Origin of the sequence: Mesobacillus jeotgali, from assembly GCF_900166585.1 — a bacterium.
In the GTDB taxonomy this organism is placed as follows: domain Bacteria; phylum Bacillota; class Bacilli; order Bacillales; family Cytobacillaceae; genus Mesobacillus; species Mesobacillus jeotgali_A.
The window spans coordinates 805,792-829,744 of sequence record NZ_FVZC01000008.1; the positions used below are offsets into that span (position 1 = coordinate 805,792).

The window sequence follows — 23,953 nt, forward strand, 5'->3', positions numbered from 1 at the left end:
TTGGAGGTCTACAAATGGAATCTGTAAAAACAAATTTCACAGTCGACGCAAAAGGGCTTGCATGCCCAATGCCGATTGTCAGGACGAAGAAAGCAATCAACAATTTAAATCCAGGCGAGGTTTTAGAGGTGCTCGCAACGGATAAAGGTTCTAGGGCGGATATCCAGGCTTGGTCTAAAAGCTCAGGAAACCAATATCTAGGAACAATTGAAGAAGGCGATGTCCTTAAGCACTATATCCGCAAGGGCGGATCAGGTGAAGAACAAGAAGAAACAAAATATCAAAACATAGTCTCAAACGAAGATGTTGTCAAAAAGCTTGAAGCAAATGAGGATGTTGTTGTCCTTGATGTTAGAGAGCCGGCTGAATATGCTTTTGGACATATTCCAAATGCGATTTCCATTCCTTTCGGTGATCTGGAAAATCGCGTGGCGGAACTTGATAAGTCCAAAACAATCCTTGTTGTTTGCCGCACCGGCAATAGAAGTGATATGGCATCACAGACACTTGCTAGCCAAGGTTTTGAAAAGGTATGGAATGTTGTGCCAGGAATGTCTGTATGGAATGGACCAACTGAGTCTAAAGTAAAATAAATTTTTTTGACAAAATGAATACCTTAGGAGGTAAAGTGGATTATGAGACCTATGACGTCTAAAGAAGTTACTAAAAAAGTTTTCAATAAAGAAGCACTTTTCATTCTTGATGTCCGTAACGAGAGCGACTTCAATGATTGGAAAATCGAAGGCGAGAACTTTGATTATTTGAACATCCCTTACTTCGATCTTCTTGACGGGGTAGAAGAAATCCTTGACCAAGTACCTGCAGATAAAGAAGTCCTTGTAGTTTGTGCTAAAGAAGGTTCTTCTGTGATGGTCGCTGAAATGCTTGAGGAAGCAGGACGAGAAGTGTCTTATCTTCAAGGCGGTATGAAAGCGTGGAGTGAACACCTTGAGCCAGTCAAGGTTGGCGATTTAAAGGATGGCGGATCAATGTACCAGTTCGTCCGCATCGGAAAAGGATGCCTGTCTTACGCAGTCGTTTCTAACGGTGAGGCTGCTCTAATCGACGCGACTAGAATGACTGATGTATACCTTGATTTTGCTAAAGAACTTGGCGTGGAAATCAAGCATGTATTCGATACACACTTGCACGCAGACCACATTTCCGGCGGCAGAAAAATTGCTGAAGCAACAGGTGCAACATACTGGCTGCCTCCAAAAGATGCTGATGAAGTAACATTTAACTACCAGCCTCTGGAAGATGGCAACAATGTAAAAATCGGTGAAACAAACATCGATATCAATGCGCTTTACACACCAGGCCATACAATCGGATCGACTTCATTTGTAGTAGATGAAAAATATCTTCTGTCTGGGGATATACTATTCATCGATTCAATTGGACGCCCAGACCTTGCTGGTAAAGCAGAAGACTGGGTAACGGACCTTAGAAACTCGCTGTACACACGTTACAAGCAGCTTTCAGATGACCTGGTGGTTCTGCCAGCGCACTTCATGATTATCGAAGAACTGAACGAAGATGGAAGCGTATCTGAAAAATTAGGCACGTTGTTCGCAAAGAACCATGGCTTGAATATCGAAGACGAAGCAGAGTTCAGGAAGCTCGTTACTGAGAACCTGCCTCCACAGCCAAACGCCTATCAGGAAATCCGTGAAACAAACATGGGCAAAATCAGTCCGGATGATGAAAAGCAAAGAGAAATGGAAATCGGACCAAACCGCTGTGCAGTAAGATAATTCTGTCCAGGGACGGTAATCGAAAAAATAATTTATAAACAACCAAGGAGGATTTTAACATGAACGTAGCAAAAGTATTAGACGCAAAAGGACTAGCTTGTCCAATGCCAATCGTAAAAACTAAGAAGGCAATCACAGACCTTCAATCTGGAGAAGTTCTGGAAATTCATACAACTGATAAAGGCGCTGTAAAGGATCTGGCAGCCTGGGCACAGTCAACTGGAAACGAACTGCTGAAGCATGAAGAGGAAAACGGTGTGTTCAAATTCTGGATGAAGAAGGCCTAATTGAACGAAAGGGGAGCTTGTCTCCCTTTTCTTTTGGCTTTTTTAAGACGGCTGTCCATGTAAGTAGTTTTTATAAAAAGGAGGAAGCCCGATGGATTTCACGTATCTTATTGTCATCTTTCTTATTGGTTTTATCGGCTCTTATATATCCGGGATGGTTGGAATCGGCGGTTCAATCATTAAATACCCAATGTTATTATACATTCCGCCATTGTTCGGCATTGCTGCATTCAGTGCGCACGAGGTTTCGGGAATCAGTGCTGTCCAGGTTTTCTTTGCAACCATTGGCGGTGTCTGGGCATACCGCAAAGGCGGCTACCTGAACAAGACATTGATCATTTATATGGGATCCGCAATCCTAGTCGGTTCCTTGATCGGAAGTTATGGTTCACGCTTCATGTCTGAGGGCGGCATCAATCTAATTTACGGTATCCTTGCATTGATTGCAGCCATCATGATGTTCGTCCCAAAGAAAAACGTCGATGATATCCCGCTTGATCAGGTAACATTCAATAAATGGCTGGCCGCATTCTTCGCGTTCATCGTTGGTGTGGGAGCAGGTATCGTTGGTGCAGCCGGTGCGTTCCTGCTAGTGCCAATCATGCTGGTTGTGTTAAAGATTCCTACTCGAATGACAATAGCAACATCACTAGCGATTACCTTCATTTCCTCAATCGGATCAACTGTCGGTAAGCTAGCAACCGGCCAGGTAGAATTTTGGCCAGCGTTGATCATGGTAGTAGCAAGTCTGATTGCCTCACCACTTGGTGCAAATGCAGGCAAAAAAGTTAACACGAAGATTCTGCAATACATCCTTGCAGTACTGATCCTCGGTACAGCAATCAAAATCTGGATGGATATCCTTTAAGACACGAAAAAGACTTCGCTCCGGCGGAGTCTTTTTTAGTGTTTTGATACCTTATGGTGTGTTACTGGTTTTGTTAAAGACTTCGGAAAACTCTAAAGTCAGTAAGTTTTTAGGCCTTGAGAGGAAATTGGGAAATGACTTTAGACAGCTTTTGAGGAGGAGAAGCCTGCGCTGTCGAGAAATCTCTGCTATTAAGACAGCTTTTAAGGCAGAGCGGCGAAAGCTGTCAAGAAACGTCTGTAATTAAGACAGCCTTCATGATGAAAGAGTGAAAGCTGTCAAGAATCTCCCGTTATTAAGACTGCTAACAACCAAAGTTGTCTAAAAAGTTATGTCTAAGCAGCAAAGGCAGTTGTAATTACTCTACAGAAAATTGGTTTATTATGGCAGTATAATGAAATTAAGTCTTTTGATTCACCTATAAAACTAGCAAATAAGTAATTCTCCCTATTTAGAATATACTGAATATTTTATATTATTTAGGAAATAGAAATATTCCAATAGGGAGTGAATGAATTGTTAAAAGTCCTTTCCACTTCGGCGTTATCCCTTGCTTTAGCGGGCAGCGCAGTATTTGCGGGAGTCCATGCTAATGATTCCGCAGTCAAACCACAAAGTAAATATGAACTAAGCCTTGCTCACCATGTAGGTGCTGCGCCAGAGCTTGTTGATAGAGCCAAGGAATTAGGAATCGATATTTCCAAGGTCGATCCTGCAGAGAAAATTGCCCAGACTGGAGCGAAATTCCAGGAGCCTGGTGATAAGCATGTAGCTTACAAGGAAGCAACTGGTGATATCCCGGTACTGGTTATTTTGGCTAAGTACAAGGATGGAGATGAGCCGGTTGGCGACATGAAGGGTCAAGTCCCAGCTCATTATTATGAAGATTTAATTTTTGGAAGCGAATATAATCCTTACGAGCTGCCACAATTCCAAAAGTATGATGGCCCAGATGTTCCAAAAGATCGTACGATGCAAAATGCTTATAAGGAATCAAGTTACGGAAAAACAAACCTTATCCGCAAAGAAAACACTGAATTTGTTTGGGTTGAGCTGCCAAAGGGTGCCTCTTACTATCTTGACCAGGAAGGAACATACGCTGAAGGCGGAGTGTACAAGCTTGGTAACGTAAATGGAGACGCACATACTGGCGAATTCATCCGTGACCTGTTAAAAGCAGCGGATGGTCAAGTGGATTTCTCTAAGTATGCAGATGAGAATGGAGAGGTTCCAAACGTATTCGTCGTCCACGAAGGAACTGGAGCGGAATACAGCCGTGACCCGGCACAATTCTGGTCTCATAAATGGAGCCTGTTAAGTGCACTTTACTATGGAAAATACTATGAAACTGGCAAGACTGCACCTCAGTATGAAGGAATCAGCCAGGGCGCATGGATTGACAGGACAGTCAAAGAAGACATGACATACGATGGAGTAGTCGTTAACAACTACAATATCCAGCCAGGTATCGGCGGTAACGTAGCTGGTTTCGACGCAGCGACAAACACTTATAAAGAAGAAGCGAAGACAGGTCCATTCCCAGTACAGACTGGCGTTTATGCACACGAATTTGGACATGCACTAGGATTGCCTGATTTCTATGACACTCTTTACTCATCAGAGGGAGTAGGAAACTATTCCATGATGGCAGGCGGATCATGGATGCGCTATCCGAATAAGGCGGAGTACGGCGGAAACTCACCGACACACTTCGATCCATTCTCAAAGGTTTTCCTTGGATGGGCTAATCCAATCGAAGTCAAGCCAGGTGAAGTTAAGCAAATCACCTTGCCTGCTGCAAACAAAGCAACAGCAGATAACGGTATCGTGAAAATGGAAGTGCCGGGTTCTAATGGCACTGAATACTTCTTGTTCGAAAATATGCAGCAGGATGGCTTCAACAAAGGTATGGTCCGTCAGGGTGAAAACGCTCATGGTTTAGTGGCATGGCATGTTGACGAAAATGTCATCAACCTGTACCAGACAGCTGGCTTCCGTCCGAACAATGTTGAAAACTGGATGAACAAGCGCTTCCAGTACAATCAGTCACAGACTGCGAGCAATGGGGATGTGGTAACTCACTACGGATTGTCAGTCCTTCAGGCAGATGGCTTGTATGACCTTGAGAAGAACCTAAACCGCGGTGATGCTGGTGACTTCTTCAAGACTGGCAGCAAGATCACTCCTGTTTCAGGAAATGTACACACTGGTTCTTACTACTTCTGGAAAGGCTTAAGTGATACACCTGCTGATTCCGGAATCCATGTGACTGATATCAAGGAAAACAAAGATGGTTCCATCTCAGCCAAATTCTTCTATAACTTTAATTCAAGTGTAAAATAAGGCTAAAAAAACCTGAGCAGGAGATATTCCAGCTCAGGTTTTTTTGTTGCTCGGCACATAAATATCCAGATGACCTGGAAGGACTTTTGCGCTGAATGGAAGCGGTTCGCCTTCTTCACCGTCGATATTGACCGCATGTGCTTTGTCGGACGAAACATTAAGAAAGGAAGTCCGGAAATATTCCACATCCTTGCTATCTTCCAATTCCCCCCTCAAAAGTGAAGGAATGAGTGTGGCGATTTTTGGGACAGACATCTTTTTTATGATGAAAGTGTGCATTTTGCCGTCATTCACATTCGCTTCAGGTGCAAGGGCCTCGAAACCGCCAACGGAATTAGTGAGGGCTGCAAGCAAAAGGAAAGTCTGGCCTTCCCATTTCCCGCCGTCATGTTCAACACAGATCTCAATAGCTTCCCCACTCAGGAAGGATTTTGCTCCTTCCATAAAATAAGCCAGTGATCCGAGTCTGGTTTTTTGTTCCGGGCTGACATTATAAGAGGCTTCCGCTATCGCGCCAACAGCTAAAACATTGGCAAAATAATACTCATTGACCTTCCCGATATCTACAGGACGAAGATATTGTTCTTTCAAAGTGGCAATCGCCTGATATGGCTCGAGCGGAATATTGAGCGCCCTGGCAAAATCATTGATGGTGCCGAGCGGGATGATACCAAGAACGGGACGATGTGCCTGTTCGGCAAGACCGTTGATGGCTTCATTGATCGTCCCGTCACCGCCCATTGCAATTACTGCATCATATAAAGCCACACAGGCTTCGGTGGCAAACGCGGCAGCATCGCCTTCTTTCTCCGTTTCTTTTACATCAATCATGTGAAAAGCTTCTTGCAGGGTTTCTTGTATTTTCTCCACATAGTCCTTCGCTTTTTCTTTTCCAGACGATGGATTGACGATAATCATAGCCTTTTTCATGTTCTTACCTCCGTTGCTGGCTTCCGCGTTACTGAGGCCAAAATTCATTTAGCCTTGCTGAAGCTTTTCTTCCTCAGCTGCAATACGTCATCAGCAGGCTGAGGATTCTTGCCATATAACTTTTTCGAGTTAAAAGCATGGATTTCCTGGTAAACGTATTTCATCCGTTCGAATACCCATTCGTCGGTTCTTGGCGATGGAGCCCAGCTATAAATATCCATTTTATTCAGTTCCCCAGTGACAGCATGGATTCTTTCATACTGAATAGAACCCATTTCCTTGAATCCATTTCGCTGGTAAAAATCGATCCGCTTTAAAGAATCGGGATCGCTGGCATTTTCCGGCTCGACTTCGAGAATGATGGCTTTATTCTTTTGTTTAAGTCTGTCCAAAAGCCTGGAACCTGTACCCCTGCTTCTTCTGCTGCCGCTTACCAAAATATAATCAATAAAAATAAAATCCTGCTGTTCAAGGTAAACAAGGACATATTCCGGTCCTTCTTCTTTTTTATATACTTTTTCCTTTTCGGTAAAAAGGGATTCAAAATGTTTTTTTGATTTCATTTCACGGGCCGGGAAGTATTCCAACAGCTTTTCATGCCAGTCTTTAATCACGTTTGGTGCTCCTTTATAGTAATTTGGATTTACCATCTTGATGGAAACTATAATTACATACCTGAAAAACAAGAATATTAAACCATTTTTTTGAAAATAGTAGTTTGAAAAATTACTATTTTGGAAATATATAAGTCGTTATACTACTTTTTTTAGTGGAAGCGGGGAGCTTTTAATGGAGAATACAGAAAATAAAAAAGAACAGCTAACAGCCATATTGGGATGGAGTCTTCCTGCGATCGAAGCTATGGATAAGCTTGGCCGTCCATTCGTCGTAGTAGGTCCGCCTGATTTCCAGGAGTTTGCGGATAAGCATGAAATTCAATTTATTGGCTGGGAATTCGACCGTTTAAATGAAAAATCGACCGAGCTTTATGAAAAGCTCAGGATGCTCAACACTAGGCTCGCTGTCCCGATTTATGAAGAAACGGTCGAATGGGCCGGGGCGCTAAATGCAAGATTTACAGGAGACCCTAGAATCTTTAATCGTTCACTTCTGCTTCGGGACAAAGGGCTGATGAAACGTAAAGCACAAATTGCAGGTATGAGAGTCGGAGTTTTTGAAGAGGCATATGACAAGCAGGATGTATACAGATTCCTGAAGCGGGTTAATGAGGCATTGATTAAGCTGGATGGCGATCCGAATGACCCTATTCATGTAAAGCCGCTTAATAAAGCGGGTACAGTCGGGCACAGGATGATCAGGGAAGCAAAAGAGATTGAGATGATGGATGACTCTGAGTTTCCATGTCTGATGGAAAGCCATCTTGATGGCCAGGAATTCTCTTGTGAAGTTTTTATCCATAATGGAAAAATTCGCTTTCTGAATATCACGGAATATGTACAGCTAGGCCATTCGAATTTTGTGCCAGCCTCTCCTTCTCTAGAGGAATGGAGACCGCAAATCAGGGCAGAGATTGAGAAACTGGTAGAGTCCTTCGAAATAAAATACGGCGTCATCCACCCGGAATTTTTCATTTCCCCGGACGGAAAAATCAATTTTGGCGAAGTGGCTGCCAGGGTTCCGGGAGGGCATATTTTCGAACTGATTGAAAGGGCTTATGGCTTCAGTGCTTTTCAGGCGCAAATTCTCTGCAGTGATCCACTGACAACCGAAGAGGAGCTCGAAGCCTTTTTCCCTGAAGAAGTTGTATCTGCAAAAGGGTTTGCGGGAAGCCTCATGGTCTATCCCCGTGTACAGCTGATTGAAAAGCTGAATGTCCCAACTGAATTGAAGGAAAATCCATACTTCGAAAGACATGATATGTTCATCCCTGTTACTTCAAAGGTGGCTGAGCGGGTAGGGTTCGGAAACCATTACGGAACGATCTTTTTCTTTGGCGATGACAGCACAAAGATGAGAGAGCTTTTGAAAGAATACGAGAATTACGATTTTTATTTATAAGGGAGAAGAGCAGCGATGAGCAATGATATGACTATTATAAAAGACAGATTCAACCAGGCGCTCGACACTCTTGACCAGGCAAGACCCTTCGCCAAAAGCATGTACCAGACAAATGTATTCCAGCTTGCAATAGAACTGGCCTCAACGGACGAAGGACTGTCTCATCTCTATGACAAGGCCTCTTTATTTGATCAGGCTGGTGTTTTTAACAGCGGTCCCTGGGAAAATCCTGAAAAATTGCAGCCTCCCTTTGTTGGTGGTTCCCTGAAGGTTAAGGGAGTAAACTCCATTGTGGAACTTCTTAGCGAAATGAGGATGCTCTCGATTGCGAAAGGTGACTATCAGCATGAGCTGGTTTCAGCGGAGGAAGCGAGGGAATTTTTGAATGAGGTACTGGCGCTGAACCTGGACCTTCTTTTTCCTCCTGAAACCGAGGAGGCGAGGATTGAACATGGTGAACATATTGAAAGGGCACAGCGGTTATTCCGTTTTCTTGGCGAAGAATTAAGCTTTAAGGCGATTGCCAATAATCTTGTGGAAGAGATTGAGCGGCTGGCCGTCCAAAGACCGATCATGGTCAACAGGATCATTAAGATGATTGAGTCGGCTGAACAGTTAATGGAAACCGGAATTGAGGGCCAGGAACAAGAAACAATCAGAAAATACCATAATGCTTTTCAGGCTCCAAGCCCTTTGAGCCGGGAAAATCAAAGCCAGAGAGATTACCGGGTCAGACTGAAGGATGCCTATCAGGAAGAGCTGGAAACTGAAGCAAAGGCTTTTGCGGCTTCAATGAAGGATACTGGTCTTGTTTCCCCATATCATGCCGTTTACATTCGGTTTATAAACCGGGCGCATCCAGAACTGGTGCCGCTTGCGCTTGATTTGTCTGAGACTGGCGTTGCCAGCTACAATGCCAACCAGCAGTTGGTTCATGACTTGATTCAGCTGTCGATTTTTCCGGAAACAAGGCAATCAATTTATGGCCTTGCCAAAATGCTGGACAGGGGCGTCCTGACACAGGAGCCCATTCTGCCGGGAATTCGCCGGCTATTCGAGCTTCCAATCCATCATGAGGTCAAGAGGGCCCTGATGAAGAAAGAATTTGAGCAAGGAGGCATTTCTCCGAACGGAGTTCTTGTGGCCGGAACAGTCAGCGTGCTTGGCCAGCCACTTGGAATCGGACAGGGCCTGAATCCTACATGCCAGTCTGCAAGGGCGATCAGCCTTTGGGCGCAGCATGGAATCGGCCAGCTGTTAGAGTATATTGCCAGAGCTGCAAGGGATAATGATATTGATATGACCTTCGAGGGAGAGACAATCCATTCGAGCCAGATTGAAGGCGGTGTAGCGGACAAGATTGACATGGAGCTGGATCCCGTTTCCGTCGTACTCGTTCCGCATCTTGATAAAATCTATAACGAAATGATGAAAAGAACACTTCTCAGGGGAGAAGATGGGCATAAATGGGTGAACCCTGAATTTTATGGAGAATGGATCCCAAGGGGGTTCATCAATGTAGTCGATCCCATAACAGGAGCAGTTTCCAATTATCAGGCATTTGTGAAGCTCTTTTATGCCACCCACCATCCAGACTACAATGAGGGATATGAAATGATCTATCCTAATCCAGTGGGGATTTTCATTACAAGTGTAAATGCGGAACTAATGGGGCTGCATGCAGTTTCCATTCAGCGAATCACCAGGGATGAGCAAGGGGAGTACCGGGTTTATTTCTATAACCCTAATAATGACAGCGGCCAAAATTGGGGGCAGGGCATTTCGCCTGCGGTCCAGGGAAATGGAGAATTAGAAGGGGAATCCTCTCTTCCATTCCATGAGTTCCTGGCACGTATGTATGCATTCCATTATAATCCTTATGAACAAGGAGAGACCTATATGGTAGAGGACTCGCTTGTAAGTGAAGTTGAAGCGCTGGCAAAGGAAAGCTGGGGCAAGTCCTACCCAGCCTGGATATAAAAAGTTTAATATGGAACAATTACCTGTTATCGGCAGTATGCTGATAACAGGTTTTTTATTATGTCTTAAAGGGTTCATCTACTCGAAGCAGAATATAAAGTATACGTCTATTTTTCAACTTACCCAGTATTTCAGTCTTTTTTTGGCCATTATGATTAAGGGAAGGATTCGATCAGAAAGGGTAGGAGATATGGGATATATATTGAAAACTGCAGATTCCTCGTTCCGCAGAGCTTTATACCAGCTATGGGGCTGTGCTGAAGAGCAAAAAATACATTTTCGGGAGACGGTGCTGGAAGAGGCGGCAATGCTGCTGGGTGAAAAAAAAGGGTTGGAATTTCTGTATAGCTACGCAGCTGTCTTTGAACCCGCAGGAGTTTTTACTGGTACCGTCTGGGAGGATTTAAAGGGATTGAATCCCAGTCTTACAAGGGGAACACTGCTGGCAGGAGGGACCATGGCTGCAGCTGAAGCGCTGAGCAATTTGAGGATCCTGGCATTGGCAAGAGGGGTATATATTAATCCTGAGATGACTTCATCAGAGGCGACAGGATACCTTGAGAACCTGCTGGCCCTGAATATCGACATACTGGCATTGGGAGAGACGAAAAAGAGTCAAAAAAGGTGGAAAGATAAAGATGACTGCGCGGGTTCATTGATGAGATATCTGGCTTCATGCTGTTTTTCTCCGAAAATTTTCGATTTACTGGAACAGGATATAACCAATCTTGTAGCTCAGAGGCCAATAATAGTCCGCGAAATAATCAGCATGGCCAATAGTGCGTGCAATCTGGCGCATGGGAATGTCAGCAGCCACCCAACCCTTCATGCATGTCAGCGCTCTCTCTTTTTCCCCTCTGAACTTGCCCGAAGGCAGGGGGACTATCTTAAGGAATTAAAAAATGCAGGTGATCTTGTTCTATTAACAGAGGCTTCACAATTGAGGGATTCAATGCTGGAGTCAGGTCTGGTATCATCTTATCATGACACTTTCCTCCAGTTTATTTCTAAAGAAAAACCATATCTTCTTGAGGTCTTTTTCGGTAAAAGCTCCGCTGCTAGAGCGGCTCTTAAAAGAAATTTTCCATTAATCCGCAAGATTACAGAGGAAATCACCGGTAAAGAAGCAAGCCAGAGTATTTATGGTTTATATCATATGTTTGAGCGGCAGGTATTTAGTGCTGAAGTAGTCAGAGAGCTTGAAGCATTAGTCAGTGACCAATCAGCAATGGTTAATCTCTTTAATGAAAACAACAGCAATCGCCTGACGCTTAGAGACCAAATTTTAACAGGGCTGATCAGCATTTTGGGGCATCCGCTAGGAGCAGCACAAGGATTTAATCCGACATGCCAATCAACAAGGCTTCTGAGTTACCTGTCTCAGAAATATCCTTATAAATTGATCAGCATGGCCCGGAGATTATTGACTAGCGGAGAAATCGAAATTCAATTTGAGGGGAAAGCAATTTCTTCATCAGATCTCGTGCGTTGCGAGCTAAAAGATGTAGGTCATATTGACTCTCTGTCAGCAGTCATGCTTCCTCACCTTGATGCTATTTATGGCGAGATGCTTAAAAGAGCTGCCGGCAGGGATTCCGATCCCCACAAGTGGGTCAATGGCCAATTCCATATGGCAGGTGTTTTACCAGGCTTTGCAGAACGGAATAAGTATAATGAACAGGAATTTGCAAATCTTTTCCAATATTTTTATGTTGCAGGGGCAGAAAGTATAAACAAATATTTGCCGCAGCCAGCAGGAATCCTGATGTACGACAGGAACGGCAACCTTCTTGGCCCGCATGCCATTCTTATACAAAGAATTGAACCCACACAAGATGGGGATTTAAGGGTTTACTTTTTTAATCCTAATAATGACAGCCATCAGCACTGGTACAATGGCGTCATGACGAGTGTTAAGGATTACGGTGAACGACATGGCGAGGCATCACTTAGATTTGATGATTTTATAAAATGCTTGTATGCCTTTCATTTTCCTGAACAATCCTCTGCAGACCAATAACCTGGCCGGGAAGCATATGCTGTCCCGGTTTTTCATTTGGTTTGGTTTCTAAAGGTAGTTGCCATGATCTTTTAAAAAAACGAAGAAATACTGTGCTTCAGTGAGCTAGACAGTGATTTTCCTGCAGTATCCATTTAAATTGGGTTAAAAGGGCTGTTTTGCTGTTCTTTTCCTGCTTTACAACTCGAAAGGCAGAGGAGTATGATTACTACAGTTTTAAAAAATATACTCTCTTTTTTGGCTAAGGTTTTACGAAAAAGAGTCTGATTCAATGAGTTTCATATTTCTAAATCGCTGAATCCAAAAAGGAGCGGGGGAACCAACTGCGTGGATTTAATCCACTTGGGGTGAAGTCTTGAAAAAGGCGGGGCTATTCTGAGCCCTAATCCGACAGCTAACTCCGCAAGCGTTGCAGAAGAGGAAGATGAAGCTTGTGTGACGATTATCCAAAAGTCCACAAGGCTGCTATCTTTTAGCCTCTGGGGGCTTTTTTGTTTTGCGTGATTTTAAAAAGGCCGGCTTTTTATAATCCCTAAAAGACAAAGTCCCTGCTAAGAAATATTAGACGCATAATTCCTCATACTAAGGAAAGAAGGAAGACACCATGCGCAGGAAATTGTTTATTATGCTTGACCCTCCAAAGATACTTGTCTTGGGTTTCGGAGCGATTATCCTGATTGGGGCATTGTTGCTGTCACTGCCATCTGCAACAACTGATGGCAAGGGACTTTCGCTGCTTGATGCATTATTCACAGCAACATCCGCCACCTGTGTGACAGGACTTGTAGTTGTTGATACCGGCGACACGTTCACCACCTTTGGAGAAGTGGTCATCCTGTCGATGATTCAGGTCGGCGGATTGGGATTCATGAGCTTCGCTACATTGCTCGCATTCATTCTAGGAAAAAGAATTTCATTAAAAGAAAGATTGGTCATCCAGGAAGCGTTCAACAACGCAACGGTTGAAGGAGTCGTAAGGCTTGTAAAAAGAATCCTGATTTTTACAGCCGTCGCCGAAATTGGCGGGGGAATCCTTCTGTCATTGAGATTTTCACAGGACATGGCTGCTGGAAAAGCTATTTATTTCGGTTTCTTCCACGCAATTTCAAACTTTAATAATGCCGGGTTTGACTTGATGGGAGATTTCAGGAGCCTTACCGCCTATGCTGAAGATCCCATCGTAAATATTACGGTGATTTCACTGATCAGCCTGGGAGGCATAGGCTTCATCGTAATGAATGAATTGTTTGAATACCGAAGCACCCGTCGGTTGTCCCTCCACTCAAAAATGGCACTGGCTGTTTCGGGTTTTCTGGTAGCTGGCGGTACCATCCTGGTTTTTATTCTGGAGTATAATAACCCAGCTACCCTGAAGCCGTTATCAGCGGCTGGCAAAATATTCGGGGCTTTTTACCAGGCTGTCACACCAAGGACCGCCGGATCTAATACCTTAAGCATTCCGGATTTACAGCAGTCAACCTTGTTTTTGATCATCTTCTTGATGTTCATCGGCGCTTCACCGGGATCAACTGGCGGAGGAATCAAGACAACCACGCTTGCCGTCTTGATCGGTGCCGTCAAATCGCAAATTCGCGGCAGGGAAGATGTAACTTTCTTTGGAAGAAGGATGGATTACAGTATTGTTTCGAAATCTTTGACTGTTACTCTCATAGCTATTTTCTTGGTAATATCCATGACAATGGTGTTGACCATCACAGAGCAGGGAAAAGACTTTCTGATGATTTTTTTTGAAGTGGTGTCAGCCTTTTCAACGGTTGGGCTTTCAATGGGCTTGACGCCGGATTTGTCACCATACGGAAAGATATTCATTTTAATTACAATGTTTGCAGGCCGGGTTGGTCCATTGACACTCGCGTATGCAGTGGCAAGAAAAAGAAAAGAGGATCATTATCGTTATCCAGCTGGAAAAGTGATGATTGGGTAGGAGGATTATATTATGGCAAGGCAATTCGCAGTAATCGGGATGGGCCGTTTCGGGTCCAGTGTAGCAATCACCCTGTATCATGAAGGACATGAAGTACTGGCTATTGATAAGAGTGAACAGCATATCGAGGAATATAAAGAGTTTGTCACGCATGCAGTAATCGGGGATTCGACCGACGAGCAAACATTGAGGGCAGTCGGGATCCGTAACTTTGATACCGTCATTGTGGCAATCGGTGATGACATTCAGGCTAGTATCCTAACGGTTCTTATTTTAAAAGAAATGGGTGTATCCAATGTCGTAGCAAAGGCCCTCAACAAGCACCATGCACAGGTGTTGTTCAAGGTTGGCGCGGACAAAGTCATCTTCCCGGAACGGGATATGGGGGAGAGGGTTGCCCACCAGCTGATGGCTTCACCGAATGTATTGAATTTCATTGAGCTTTCCGATGACTACAGCATCGAAGAAATCAAGCTGCCAATGAGCATGGCCGGCAAAAATCTGATTGAAATCAATCTTCGTGCTAAATACAATATCACGGTAATTGGCGTTAAAACTGGGAACAAGGTTGATATTTCGCCAGATCCGGAGAAGACGCTGAGAGCAGAGGATATCCTGATTGTCCTTGGGGAAAATGGCGATTTGAACAGGTTTACAAAAATTAAATAATAACGTCAAGCAGGCTGGGAAAACGGCCTGCTTTTTCTATGTGAACATTATTTTGAAAATTAGTAAAAGAAAGACTTTGGGTTTTGCCATTAACAAAAATGGGTGCTGGTCGATGAAAAAGATATAAATTTTATTGAAAAAGGGGCAGGACAACAAGATGAAACGAATCATGCATATGTTTATAAGTGCGATTTTACTCTTAGGAGTGCTGGCGGGATGCACGAATACAGAGTTGAAGGCAAAGGAAAGGGTGAAGATTGGCATTATGTTGTCTGACGTCGGACTTGGTGACCAATCTTTTAGTGATGCCGCATTTGCGGGACTGACAAAAGCGAGGGACGAACTCGATATTCTTTTTGATTATCGGGAGCTGAAGGAAGTCGGCAGCTATGAAAAGGGATTTACAGAGCTGGTGGAGGAGGGAAATGACCTTGTCATCGGGCTCGGTTTCATGGTCCTCGAAGACCTTGAAAAAGTCGCGAAAAAATATCCGGAACAGCAATTTGTTCTGGTCGACTCGGTATCAGAGCTAGATAATATCACATCCATTATTTTTAAAGAAGAACAGGGCAGCTTCCTGGCCGGTGCGGTTGCCGGGATGGCCACCAAATCAAATGTCGTCGGTTTTGTCGGCGGCGCCGATGTTCCGCTGATCCGCAAGTTTAAAGCCGGATTTGAGCAGGGTGTAAAAGCAGTGAAGCCTGATGCAGAGGTAAAGGTTGCCTATGCCAATGATTTTGGCAATGCCGAGCTTGGAGGCAAGATTGCTTCCGGTATGGTGGATGACGGTGCGGATGTACTATACGCTGCGGCTGGTTTTACCGGAGTAGGCGTATTGAAGGAAGCGCAAGCCAGGAAAAAATTTGCGATTGGCGTGGATAGTGACCAGTACTTTTTTGCCGAAAAAGCGATCATTACGTCAATGCTTAAAAATGTGGACATCGCTTTATATGAAGCCGTAAAGGAGTTCCAGTCAGGGAAGAAGCTGAAATCAAGGCAGATTGAGCTCGGCATTAATGAGAAGGGTGTTGGGCTTGCCCCGATCCGTGTGATCAAGCTGACTCCAGAACAAGAAAAGGACCTGAAAGAACTGGAAGCAAAATTATCGACGAATGAAGTTTCAATTCAGCTGGATTAACAGCTGCAACTGGGGGAACCAACATGACAATCAAAAAGAAATTACTATTGAATTTATTGCTCGCTATCGGCTTATCGATTGTGATGATTTCTTTTATCATCTATAGAATGCTGATGGTCCAATCATCCAATCAAGACTATGTGCAGGTTCTGCTTACGGTACAGAATCTCCAGGCTGAAACCTCGGCCACGAAGCAATCGCTCAGCAATTTTTCCTTCAATCCAACCGAAGGGAACAGGCAGGAAGCTTTGACGAAAATGAAGAAAACCTCGGATATTTTCACACAGGCTGAAGGATTGATCCAGCAAGAGGACAGCAAGAAAGTGTTGGGTAAAGCTTTTGAAAAGTTCACAGCCCTTAAGTCAGAAGCTGAAAAAGCACTTGATGGCAAGGTCAGTGCTGAAGTGAAGCGTCAGTCGCTGCGCAGTGAAGGTGTCCTGAACGACTTGCACCTATTGAATATCCAGGTTAATGACTATTACGATTATCTGCAGGAGGACTTGAAAAACCAAATTCAATTCATCATATTGTCGGCCATCATCGGCAGCATCCTGCTAGTAGTCATCGCCGGGGGAATCGGGATCAGGCTGACAAGCTCAATCACAAGGCCCTTGAAAAAGATCGCTATTAACGCCCAAGAAATTGCCAAAGGCAACTTAATGATTGAAAAAGTCTCATACAAGCATAAGGATGAGCTTGGAACCTTGAACGAGTCATTCGACATGATGGCAGCACAATTGACATCCTTGCTGCAAAAGGTGAATATGGCCAGCAAGGAAGTGGAAGATTTCGCGCAGGAAATAGAACAGGAAAATGTATCGCTTACAGAGATTTCGAATCAGGTTGCTGTATCAACGGATGAGCTATCCGCAGGAGCCCAGACTGTCTCTGAAGATTTACAGCAATCTGTCGAACTGATTGACGAAATGGATAAGGAAATCATGCTGAATCTAGATCACACCCAGGAATCTTCTTCATACAGCAAGGAAGCCGTGGAAGCAATCAGCAAAGGCAGAAAAGCGATAGAGGGGCAAAAGGTTTTGATAACGGAAAACAAAGAAGCCTCGTATTCTATCCAGGCAGCAACAGATCAATTCGTAGGATATGCAGCAAAAATTGAAGACATGGCCAAGTCTGTTTCAGCCATCGCTGCCCAGACCAACCTGCTTGCGTTGAATGCAGCCATTGAAGCTGCAAGGGCCGGCGAGGCGGGCAAAGGGTTCGCGGTAGTTGCTTCAGAGGTGAGGAAGCTGGCTGAAGAATCAAATAAAGCAACAACGCAAATTTTTGATATGGTCAACCTTCTAAAGACAGGTCTCGATGAGATTGGGGAAGCGGTGAACAAAGGCGGGGCAATCGCTGATGAGCAAATGGCATCGATGAATCTGACTATGTCCGCATTTGAAAATATCGAAACAAAAGTAGGCAGCATCTCGGAAAAGGTATTCCAGCTTGTGAAAGGTATGGAAGCTTCGAAGGAACTAGGAGCCAGGGTTCTCCATAATGTCGAATCTATCAGTGCTGTCGTCGAAGAAACCGCCGCTGGAAGCGAAGAAATCTCGGCATCCACAACTGAACAATTATCCGCATTTGGCAACCTGTCCAAAAAAGTGACAGACCTGAGGAAGCTGACAAATGAGCTAAACGGATCCGTTTCCGTATTTAAATTTAATAAGTGATTTTAAAAGTATCATAGCTTGGGCTATGGTACTTTTTTATGCTAAGGAGTAAAAGCGATGGCGTTACAGATAGATTTCAATTCTATGTAAATCAAAGTTTGGCCGATGTATGATTAGGTGGTTGATATAATTAAGAATGTGGTCGATATACTCTGAAATATGGTCGATATAATGAAAAATCCGCTGATATATTTTAAAAAGTGGTCGATAAATTAGAAAAATCGCCAATATAACAAACATGGCACATGAAATTCCGGAAAATCCAAAGAAAATGAGCCAGAGTCAAAAAAAGTCACATCAATTTGACATGCAGTTTCCAACACATGAGTCTATAATAAAATAAAATGGCACCAGGCTAAAAATAAGAGAAGGTGAAGTTTTGAAACAAAGAGATTTATTCATGGTTTTTTTTCGGGTGGGAATCCTCGGATACGGCGGCGGCCCATCCTCGATTCCGCTTGTACATAAGGAAGTTGTAGATAAGTATAAATGGATGGACGCTGATGAGTTCGGAGATATCCTTGCTCTGGGAAATGCGCTCCCTGGTCCGATTGCGACTAAAATGGCCGGCTATATAGGCTATCGAGTTGGCGGAGTCCTTGGCATGCTCAATGCCCTGGCCGCCACGATGGTTCCGACGATTCTCCTGATGATTTTTCTGCTTACCGCTCTGAACTCATACAAGGATCAGCCCTGGGTAAAGGGGATGGCCGAAGCGGTCGTTCCGGTTGTTGCAGTCATGCTTGCCGTCCTTACATGGGATTTCATCAATAAATCTGGAAAATCGAAGCTTGGCTGGATTTGGACCATAGTGGCGCTCATTGTCAGCCTCGTCCTGCTCCAAATGATGAATGTGCACCCTGCCATTTTAATTTCTGTCCTGCTTCTCGGTGCTTTGTTTAAAAAAGACTCTTCTCCATCCGAACAAAAACAAGGGGGAGGAGATCAAACATGATTTATATCAAAATATTTCTGGCATTTTTCATACCAGGAATTTTAGGATATGGCGGCGGGCCAGCCTCCATCCCGTTGATTGAGAATGAAGTAGTGGACCGTTATGAATGGATGACTGTCAATGAATTCAGTGAAGTACTGGCAATGGGCAACGCTCTTCCTGGACCGATTGCGACGAAGATGGCCGGGTATATCGGATATACAGAAGGCGGCGTCCTTGGCGCGATAGTCGGGGTATTTGCATCGGTTGCCCCTTCATTGGTTTTAATGATCGGCCTGCTCGGCCTGTTGATGAAATTCAAGGATTCTGCTCGTGTAAAAAGGCTGACAATCGTTGTACGGCCGGTAATAGCTGTACTTCTCGGGGTCATGACCTATGATTTCTTTTTTTCCTCCTATGAAGGGATTGGCTTAACACAAACAATTCTGCTTGGAGGAATCAGTTTTGTCCTGATGGAAAAATTAAAAGTCCACCCAGCCTATGTAATTGCCGGTGCACTTGTATATGGAGCCCTTGTTTTGGCATAAACAAGGGTTTTTGTTTTGCTGCCTTGTATTAGTTTTTAAGGAGGAAAGAATCTTCCTCTAATCAAATCAGATCAAGTCATGTAAAAAGGTGCAGTTTAAGCTTTTATTGTGAAAAATAATTTCCTTACTCTGCCAGCACTGTAAGCGTTATCACCAGCAAAACACAGAAAAAACTATATTGACAAATTAAACTGAGAGTTTTAATATTTCAATTATTGAAATGAATTTAATAAGTTACTTATCAAGAGAGACTGAGGGATTAGGCCCAATGACGTCCGGCAACCTCCTTTATGGAAAGGTGCCACTTCCTGCAGAATGTGTTCATTCTGAAAGATAAGTCGTATAGTTGTTTACGATGCCTCTTTCTATGAATGAAAGAGGCATTTTTTTATTGAGCGAAAATGGGGGTGTAAACATGATTGAAGTGAAGAATCTGGTCAAGGTGTATAACACGAAAAAGGGATCGGTGACTGGTGTTGACGATGTTTCGTTAAAAGTAGAAAATGGCGAAATTTATGGGATTGTCGGATACAGCGGCGCAGGCAAAAGTTCCTTGTTGAGATGCCTCAATCTTCTGGAGCAGCCGACGTCGGGAGAAATTTATATAGATGGTGTCGAGCTTACATCCTTAAGCAAGGGGGAGCTAAGGAAGGCACGACTTAAAATCGGGATGATTTTTCAGCACTTCCATCTAGTTAGCGCAAAGACTGTCAGTGAGAACATCGCTTTTGCGCTTAAAGCTGCAGGTACTCCAAAAGCGAGAATAAATGAAAGAGTACTTGAGCTATTACATATGGTGGGTCTGTCGGACAAAAAAGATGTCTATCCGGCTCAGTTGTCTGGCGGTCAGAAGCAGCGTGTGGGCATAGCAAGGGCACTTGCGAACAACCCATCGGTTCTGTTATGCGACGAAGCAACATCCGCCCTGGACCCGAGCACCACTCGCTCTATATTATCTTTGCTGAAAAAGATTAATAGAGAGCTAGGAATCACTATTGTCCTGATCACTCATGAAATGGAAGTAGTCAAGACGATTTGTGACAGGATGGCCGTTATGCAGGACGGGAAAATCATTGAGGAAGGAAATGTCTATGATGTTTTTGCGAATCCACAAGAGCCGCTGACAAAGGATTTCGTTAACTCCATCCTTCAATTCGAACTGCCTGATAGGCTGATGAAGGAACGCAAAGGAAAACTGATCAAGATTTACTTTCAAGGTGAGATTGCTGAGCAGGGTGTGATTGCCGATGTGTTCCAAAAATTTAATGTCCGGGGAAATATCCTGCACGGAAAGATTGAGTATATACAGGATACTCCACTCGGAATCTTTATTATGGAAGTTTCGGGCGAAACGCTGGAAATCGATCGGGCCATTGACTATATTGCGGCAAGAACGAGAAATCTGGAGGTGATTGGCGATGCTGCTTGATAACCTGGTTGCCCTTCTCCCGGAGCTGAATAAGGCCTTCTTTGAAACAATCTATATGGTTGGCATCTCCATACTGGTTGCAGTCATTGTAGGCTTGCCTACAGGTGTCCTGCTTTTTGTCACTGACAAAGGACTATTCCTCGAAAACCAGCTCTTTAAAAATATTGCTGGCTTCATCGTGAACATGATTCGCTCGGTACCTTTTATTATCCTGCTGATTGCCTTGCTGCCGCTTGCGAATTTAATCGCCGGCACGACAATCGGGCCGACTGCAGCGTCTGTTTCCTTATCGGTCGCGGCGATTCCCTTCTTTGCGAGAATCGTAGAGCAAAGTTTTCGTGAAATTGATAAAGGAGTCATCGAAGCCGCTGTTGCAACCGGAGCAACTCCCTGGATGATCATCAAAGATGTATTGATTCCAGAGGCCAAACCTGGCATTGTCCAGGGTGTAACCATCACCATTATCAGCCTGGTGGCGTACTCAGCAATGGCTGGTATTGTCGGCGGCGGCGGGGTCGGTGACCTGGCAATCCGCTTCGGCTATTACCGGTACGATAATACAATCATGATTACTACCGTTATTATTTTAATCTGCCTCGTCCAGCTGATTCAGTTTGGCGGAGACAGGATTGCAAGATTAGTAGACAAAAGATAAAATTTGGGGGTTTTTTGAAATGAAGAAATTATTATTCTCTTTACTGCTGCTTTTATCAATCGGAATGTTGGCTGCATGTGGCAGTGACTCTGCATCAAACGGTGATGCCAAGACGGCTGAAGATAAGCAGGTTACACTTGGTGCTACATCTGGACCATACAGCGACATGGTCACCAAAGGCATCAAGCCTCTGCTCGAGAAAAAAGGCTATGAGGTAAAAGTTGTAGAATTCAGCGATTACATCCAGCCAAACCTGGCACTCTCAAAAGGGGATCTGGACGCCAACCTATTCCAGCACAAGGTATACATGGAAAACTTCGCGAAAGAACATAAGCTTGAGCTTTCGGAAGTTATTGTCGTGCCAACAGCACCAATGGGAATTTACTCAAAGAAGTTTAAATCCCTTGATAAAGTCGCAGAAGGTTCTGCTATCGCAATTCCGAACGATCCAACCAATGCAGCTCGTGCATTCCTGATCCTTCAGGATGCTGGCCTCCTTACACTTGATCCTAACGCTGACCCGCTGACAGTTTCTGAAAAGGATGTAAAAGATAACGTCAAGAAGCTGCAGTTCAAGCCTATTGAAGCTGCACAGCTGCCAAGAGCAGTAGAAAGCGTTGACCTTTCAGCCGTACCAGGGAACTTTGCCCTTGCAGCAAAAATGGATCTGCTGGATGCGCTTCAGCTCGAAAACATGCCTGACCAATATCGTAACCGCATCGTTATAAACAAAAAGGACCAGGATGCCCAATTCGCCAAGGACATCAAAGAAGTCGTAGAATCCGATGACTTTGAAAAAATCATCGATAAAGAATTCAAAGGCTTTGGAAAGCCAGAATGGATGAAATAGATAAGGATATATTTAAGTCCCAGCAGCCATAAGCTTCTGGGACTTTTCCTTTTTTATAGCTTTCTCCCCTATAAATTGGTTAAAATATTGAAGAGACCCTTTTTATAAAGCTCTTTTGTTATTTTAATATTACGGATTTTGGATTGGTAACACCTACAAGCACAGAAGGTGACACAGAAAAATTCTATAAGCCCAAACGAGGCTTCAAGCGGAAAAAGGTCACATAGAAGAATTCTATAAGCCCAAATAAGGCTGCCAAGCGGAAAAAGGTCACATAGAAGAATTCTATAAGCCCGAATGAGGCTGCCAAGCGGAAAAAGGTCACATAGAAGAATTCTATAAGCCCAAATGAGGCTGCCAAGCGGAAAAAGGTCACATAGAAGAATTCTATAAGCCCGAATGAGGTTACCGAGCTCAAAAAGGTCACATAGAAGAATTCTATAAGCCCGAACGAGGTTACCGAGCTCAAAAAGGTCACATAGGAAAATTCTATAAGCCCGAATGAGGTTACCGAGCTCAAAAAGGTCACATAGAAGAATTCTATAAGCCCGAATGAGGTTACCGATTAAATATTGCACCAACAGCCAGTAAATTGCTCATTTAATCAAACAGTAACAGAGGGAGATATATGGAAAAACGAGATAAGAGATCAAGACATTTAGCAGCTATTTCGCTTGCGATTATGGGAGTCGGCTTCCTCGCAATGATTCCGTTTCAGGATTCATTGATTGGGAAATTGCTGATGGGCGGTTTTGAAGCAGGTCTGGTTGGCGGTCTTGCTGACTGGTTTGCTGTGACCGCACTATTCAGGCATCCGCTAGGCATCCCGATTCCACATACAGCACTTTTGCCTAAAAACCGCGATAAAGTGACGCGTGCCTTAATCAATATGCTCGAAAATGACTGGCTCACGAAAGAGAGCATCATGGACAAGTTCAAGCAGATTCATATTTTGGATAAGATTTTTGAAACAATTGAAAAGGAACTGCACTCTGAATCTGTTAAAAAAAGCATCCAGGCATTCAGTCTTGATGTGGTAAAGAAAATCGAGGTTGAGCGTTTTGCACCAACCATTGAACAGGAAATCAAAGGCTTCCTGCTTTCAGCGGATTCTTCCGAGTTTTTGCAAAAGGCCTCGAGTCATATATTGGCGAAGGAATATGATTCGGCTGCTTTTGACTATGTACTTCAAGAGACGGAAAAATGGGCGTCGCAAAATGAAGCAAAAATAGTGCTCGGAAAGCTTGGAAAACAGGCAATCGATACAACCGAGGCGGACGGACTCCTAAAATTTGCAATCCAATCATTCAGCAATATGATTACGGAAGAAAAAGTTGGAAATATCCTGCAGTCGTTCATTTTAAAAAGAATGAAAAACCTTCAGCAGGATGATAATCGATACCGGCATATGATTCTGGATAAGATTCGTAAAGAGCTTGGAAGCATTAATGAGCGAGAGGCTCTTATGTCGGAAATCCAATCCTGGAAAAACAAGATGGTCGAGGAAATGGCTTTAACCGGACAAATCAAGGATGTTCTGGCAAAGTCCAAGGACCGGGTAATTTCCCTTATCGAAAAAGACAGCTTTGTCGATGATACTGTTACTCCTATAGTCAAAAAGTTCATCAATGAAATCAGGGCAGACGATCAAAAAGTAATAGCAATCGAGAGCTGGCTCCATGCAAAGATAGCTGGACTTATTGAAAGAAACCACTCTAAAATCGGGAAGCTTGTCAGAGAAAACCTTGATAAGCTGGATACGGAAACACTCATTGATATGATGGAAAACAATGTAGGGAAAGACCTGCAATGGATCAGGGTAAATGGTGCGGTGTGCGGCTTCCTCATCGGGCTTGCCTTAACGATTTTTAAACTAATCGTCATGTAAATAAGACGAATCTG

Annotated in this window: 20 protein-coding genes and 2 riboswitches; of the genes, 18 read left to right on the forward strand and 2 right to left on the reverse strand. The window is 43.9% G+C overall.

Annotated elements, in window-relative coordinates; all coding sequences use genetic code 11:
* The first annotated feature begins 14 nt into the window (after window positions 1–14).
* From B5X77_RS09110 to B5X77_RS09130, 5 genes are all read left to right on the forward strand, one after another.
* Window positions 15–593: a sulfurtransferase TusA family protein gene (locus tag B5X77_RS09110; protein WP_079507276.1), complete on the forward strand. Its 579-nt coding sequence runs from the start codon at window positions 15–17 to the stop codon at window positions 591–593.
* 42 nt (window positions 594–635) lie between these two features.
* The gene (locus B5X77_RS09115; protein WP_079507278.1) at window positions 636–1,757 is read left to right on the forward strand and encodes an MBL fold metallo-hydrolase; all 1,122 of its coding nucleotides are present in this window, start codon (window positions 636–638) and stop codon (window positions 1,755–1,757) included.
* A 59-nt stretch (window positions 1,758–1,816) separates the two neighbouring features.
* Entirely contained in the window at window positions 1,817–2,044 is a 228-nt protein-coding gene (locus tag B5X77_RS09120) for a sulfurtransferase TusA family protein (protein WP_023626705.1), read from the forward strand.
* Window positions 2,045–2,135: 91 nt separating this feature from the next.
* Window positions 2,136–2,912 carry a sulfite exporter TauE/SafE family protein gene (locus B5X77_RS09125; protein WP_079507280.1) on the forward strand — a complete coding sequence of 259 codons (777 nt, stop codon included), beginning with the start codon at window positions 2,136–2,138 and terminating at the stop codon, window positions 2,910–2,912.
* 507 nt (window positions 2,913–3,419) lie between these two features.
* The gene (locus B5X77_RS09130; RefSeq protein ID WP_257391761.1) at window positions 3,420–5,255 is read left to right on the forward strand and encodes a M6 family metalloprotease domain-containing protein; all 1,836 of its coding nucleotides are present in this window, start codon (window positions 3,420–3,422) and stop codon (window positions 5,253–5,255) included.
* A 33-nt stretch (window positions 5,256–5,288) separates the two neighbouring features.
* On the opposite strand, the gene B5X77_RS09135 is transcribed toward B5X77_RS09130, so the two are convergent.
* A complete protein-coding gene (locus tag B5X77_RS09135; RefSeq protein WP_079507284.1) occupies window positions 5,289–6,185 on the reverse strand; it encodes a diacylglycerol/lipid kinase family protein in 897 nt (298 codons plus the stop codon).
* A 44-nt stretch (window positions 6,186–6,229) separates the two neighbouring features.
* A complete protein-coding gene (locus B5X77_RS09140) occupies window positions 6,230–6,799 on the reverse strand; it encodes a GNAT family N-acetyltransferase (RefSeq protein ID WP_079507286.1) in 570 nt (189 codons plus the stop codon).
* Window positions 6,800–6,974: 175 nt separating this feature from the next.
* Here B5X77_RS09140 and B5X77_RS09145 point away from each other — a divergent pair, with 175 nt between their 5' ends.
* From B5X77_RS09145 to B5X77_RS09210, 13 genes are all read left to right on the forward strand, one after another.
* Entirely contained in the window at window positions 6,975–8,204 is a 1,230-nt protein-coding gene (locus B5X77_RS09145) for an ATP-grasp domain-containing protein (protein ID WP_079507288.1), read from the forward strand.
* Between the two features lie 15 nt (window positions 8,205–8,219).
* The gene (locus B5X77_RS09150; RefSeq protein ID WP_079507290.1) at window positions 8,220–10,184 is read left to right on the forward strand and encodes a hypothetical protein; all 1,965 of its coding nucleotides are present in this window, start codon (window positions 8,220–8,222) and stop codon (window positions 10,182–10,184) included.
* 190 nt (window positions 10,185–10,374) lie between these two features.
* Window positions 10,375–12,204 (forward strand): hypothetical protein, encoded by a 1,830-nt coding sequence (locus B5X77_RS09155; protein ID WP_139378326.1) that lies wholly within the window; start codon window positions 10,375–10,377, stop codon window positions 12,202–12,204.
* Window positions 12,205–12,486: 282 nt separating this feature from the next.
* A riboswitch (cyclic di-AMP (ydaO/yuaA leader) is annotated at window positions 12,487–12,629 on the forward strand.
* Window positions 12,630–12,808: 179 nt separating this feature from the next.
* Window positions 12,809–14,149, forward strand: coding sequence for a TrkH family potassium uptake protein (locus tag B5X77_RS09160; RefSeq protein ID WP_079507294.1), 1,341 nt, complete (start codon window positions 12,809–12,811; stop codon window positions 14,147–14,149).
* 12 nt (window positions 14,150–14,161) lie between these two features.
* Window positions 14,162–14,818, forward strand: a complete 657-nt coding sequence (locus tag B5X77_RS09165) for a potassium channel family protein (RefSeq protein ID WP_079507296.1) — start codon at window positions 14,162–14,164, stop codon at window positions 14,816–14,818.
* A 157-nt stretch (window positions 14,819–14,975) separates the two neighbouring features.
* A complete protein-coding gene (locus B5X77_RS09170) occupies window positions 14,976–15,956 on the forward strand; it encodes a BMP family lipoprotein (protein ID WP_079507298.1) in 981 nt (326 codons plus the stop codon).
* A 23-nt stretch (window positions 15,957–15,979) separates the two neighbouring features.
* Window positions 15,980–17,635, forward strand: coding sequence for a methyl-accepting chemotaxis protein (locus B5X77_RS09175; RefSeq protein ID WP_079507300.1), 1,656 nt, complete (start codon window positions 15,980–15,982; stop codon window positions 17,633–17,635).
* Window positions 17,636–18,014: 379 nt separating this feature from the next.
* Window positions 18,015–18,590, forward strand: coding sequence for a chromate transporter (locus tag B5X77_RS09180; RefSeq protein WP_079507302.1), 576 nt, complete (start codon window positions 18,015–18,017; stop codon window positions 18,588–18,590).
* On the forward strand, window positions 18,587–19,117 hold the full coding sequence (locus B5X77_RS09185) for a chromate transporter (protein ID WP_079507304.1): 531 nt from the start codon (window positions 18,587–18,589) through the stop codon (window positions 19,115–19,117). Before B5X77_RS09180 ends, B5X77_RS09185 begins: the two co-directional genes overlap by 4 nt.
* Before the next feature lie 235 nt (window positions 19,118–19,352).
* Window positions 19,353–19,457: riboswitch (SAM riboswitch) on the forward strand.
* Between the two features lie 75 nt (window positions 19,458–19,532).
* Complete coding sequence (locus tag B5X77_RS09190) at window positions 19,533–20,546, forward strand: methionine ABC transporter ATP-binding protein (protein WP_079507306.1); 1,014 nt, start codon at window positions 19,533–19,535, stop codon at window positions 20,544–20,546.
* Window positions 20,536–21,201, forward strand: a complete 666-nt coding sequence (locus tag B5X77_RS09195; protein ID WP_079507308.1) for a methionine ABC transporter permease — start codon at window positions 20,536–20,538, stop codon at window positions 21,199–21,201. The genes B5X77_RS09190 and B5X77_RS09195 overlap by 11 nt, the downstream gene beginning before the upstream one ends.
* Before the next feature lie 19 nt (window positions 21,202–21,220).
* Window positions 21,221–22,051: a MetQ/NlpA family ABC transporter substrate-binding protein gene (locus B5X77_RS09200; protein WP_079507310.1), complete on the forward strand. Its 831-nt coding sequence runs from the start codon at window positions 21,221–21,223 to the stop codon at window positions 22,049–22,051.
* A 628-nt stretch (window positions 22,052–22,679) separates the two neighbouring features.
* Window positions 22,680–23,939, forward strand: a complete 1,260-nt coding sequence (locus B5X77_RS09210; protein WP_079507314.1) for a DUF445 domain-containing protein — start codon at window positions 22,680–22,682, stop codon at window positions 23,937–23,939.
* The last annotated feature ends 14 nt before the right edge of the window (window positions 23,940–23,953 follow it).

What these genes read in the sequence shown, in the direction of transcription:
- B5X77_RS09110 (WP_079507276.1), top strand. Translation starts at nt 15, where the DNA reads ATGGAATCTGTAAAAACAAATTTCACAGTCGACGCAAAAGGGCTTGCA.
- B5X77_RS09115 (WP_079507278.1), top strand. Translation starts at nt 636, where the DNA reads ATGAGACCTATGACGTCTAAAGAAGTTACTAAAAAAGTTTTCAATAAA.
- B5X77_RS09120 (WP_023626705.1), top strand. Translation starts at nt 1,817, where the DNA reads ATGAACGTAGCAAAAGTATTAGACGCAAAAGGACTAGCTTGTCCAATG.
- B5X77_RS09125 (WP_079507280.1), top strand. Translation starts at nt 2,136, where the DNA reads ATGGATTTCACGTATCTTATTGTCATCTTTCTTATTGGTTTTATCGGC.
- B5X77_RS09135 (WP_079507284.1), bottom strand. Translation starts at nt 6,185, where the DNA reads ATGAAAAAGGCTATGATTATCGTCAATCCATCGTCTGGAAAAGAAAAA.
- B5X77_RS09145 (WP_079507288.1), top strand. Translation starts at nt 6,975, where the DNA reads ATGGAGAATACAGAAAATAAAAAAGAACAGCTAACAGCCATATTGGGA.
- B5X77_RS09150 (WP_079507290.1), top strand. Translation starts at nt 8,220, where the DNA reads ATGAGCAATGATATGACTATTATAAAAGACAGATTCAACCAGGCGCTC.
- B5X77_RS09155 (WP_139378326.1), top strand. Translation starts at nt 10,375, where the DNA reads ATGGGATATATATTGAAAACTGCAGATTCCTCGTTCCGCAGAGCTTTA.
- B5X77_RS09160 (WP_079507294.1), top strand. Translation starts at nt 12,809, where the DNA reads ATGCGCAGGAAATTGTTTATTATGCTTGACCCTCCAAAGATACTTGTC.
- B5X77_RS09165 (WP_079507296.1), top strand. Translation starts at nt 14,162, where the DNA reads ATGGCAAGGCAATTCGCAGTAATCGGGATGGGCCGTTTCGGGTCCAGT.
- B5X77_RS09170 (WP_079507298.1), top strand. Translation starts at nt 14,976, where the DNA reads ATGAAACGAATCATGCATATGTTTATAAGTGCGATTTTACTCTTAGGA.
- B5X77_RS09175 (WP_079507300.1), top strand. Translation starts at nt 15,980, where the DNA reads ATGACAATCAAAAAGAAATTACTATTGAATTTATTGCTCGCTATCGGC.
- B5X77_RS09185 (WP_079507304.1), top strand. Translation starts at nt 18,587, where the DNA reads ATGATTTATATCAAAATATTTCTGGCATTTTTCATACCAGGAATTTTA.
- B5X77_RS09190 (WP_079507306.1), top strand. Translation starts at nt 19,533, where the DNA reads ATGATTGAAGTGAAGAATCTGGTCAAGGTGTATAACACGAAAAAGGGA.
- B5X77_RS09195 (WP_079507308.1), top strand. Translation starts at nt 20,536, where the DNA reads ATGCTGCTTGATAACCTGGTTGCCCTTCTCCCGGAGCTGAATAAGGCC.
- B5X77_RS09200 (WP_079507310.1), top strand. Translation starts at nt 21,221, where the DNA reads ATGAAGAAATTATTATTCTCTTTACTGCTGCTTTTATCAATCGGAATG.
- B5X77_RS09210 (WP_079507314.1), top strand. Translation starts at nt 22,680, where the DNA reads ATGGAAAAACGAGATAAGAGATCAAGACATTTAGCAGCTATTTCGCTT.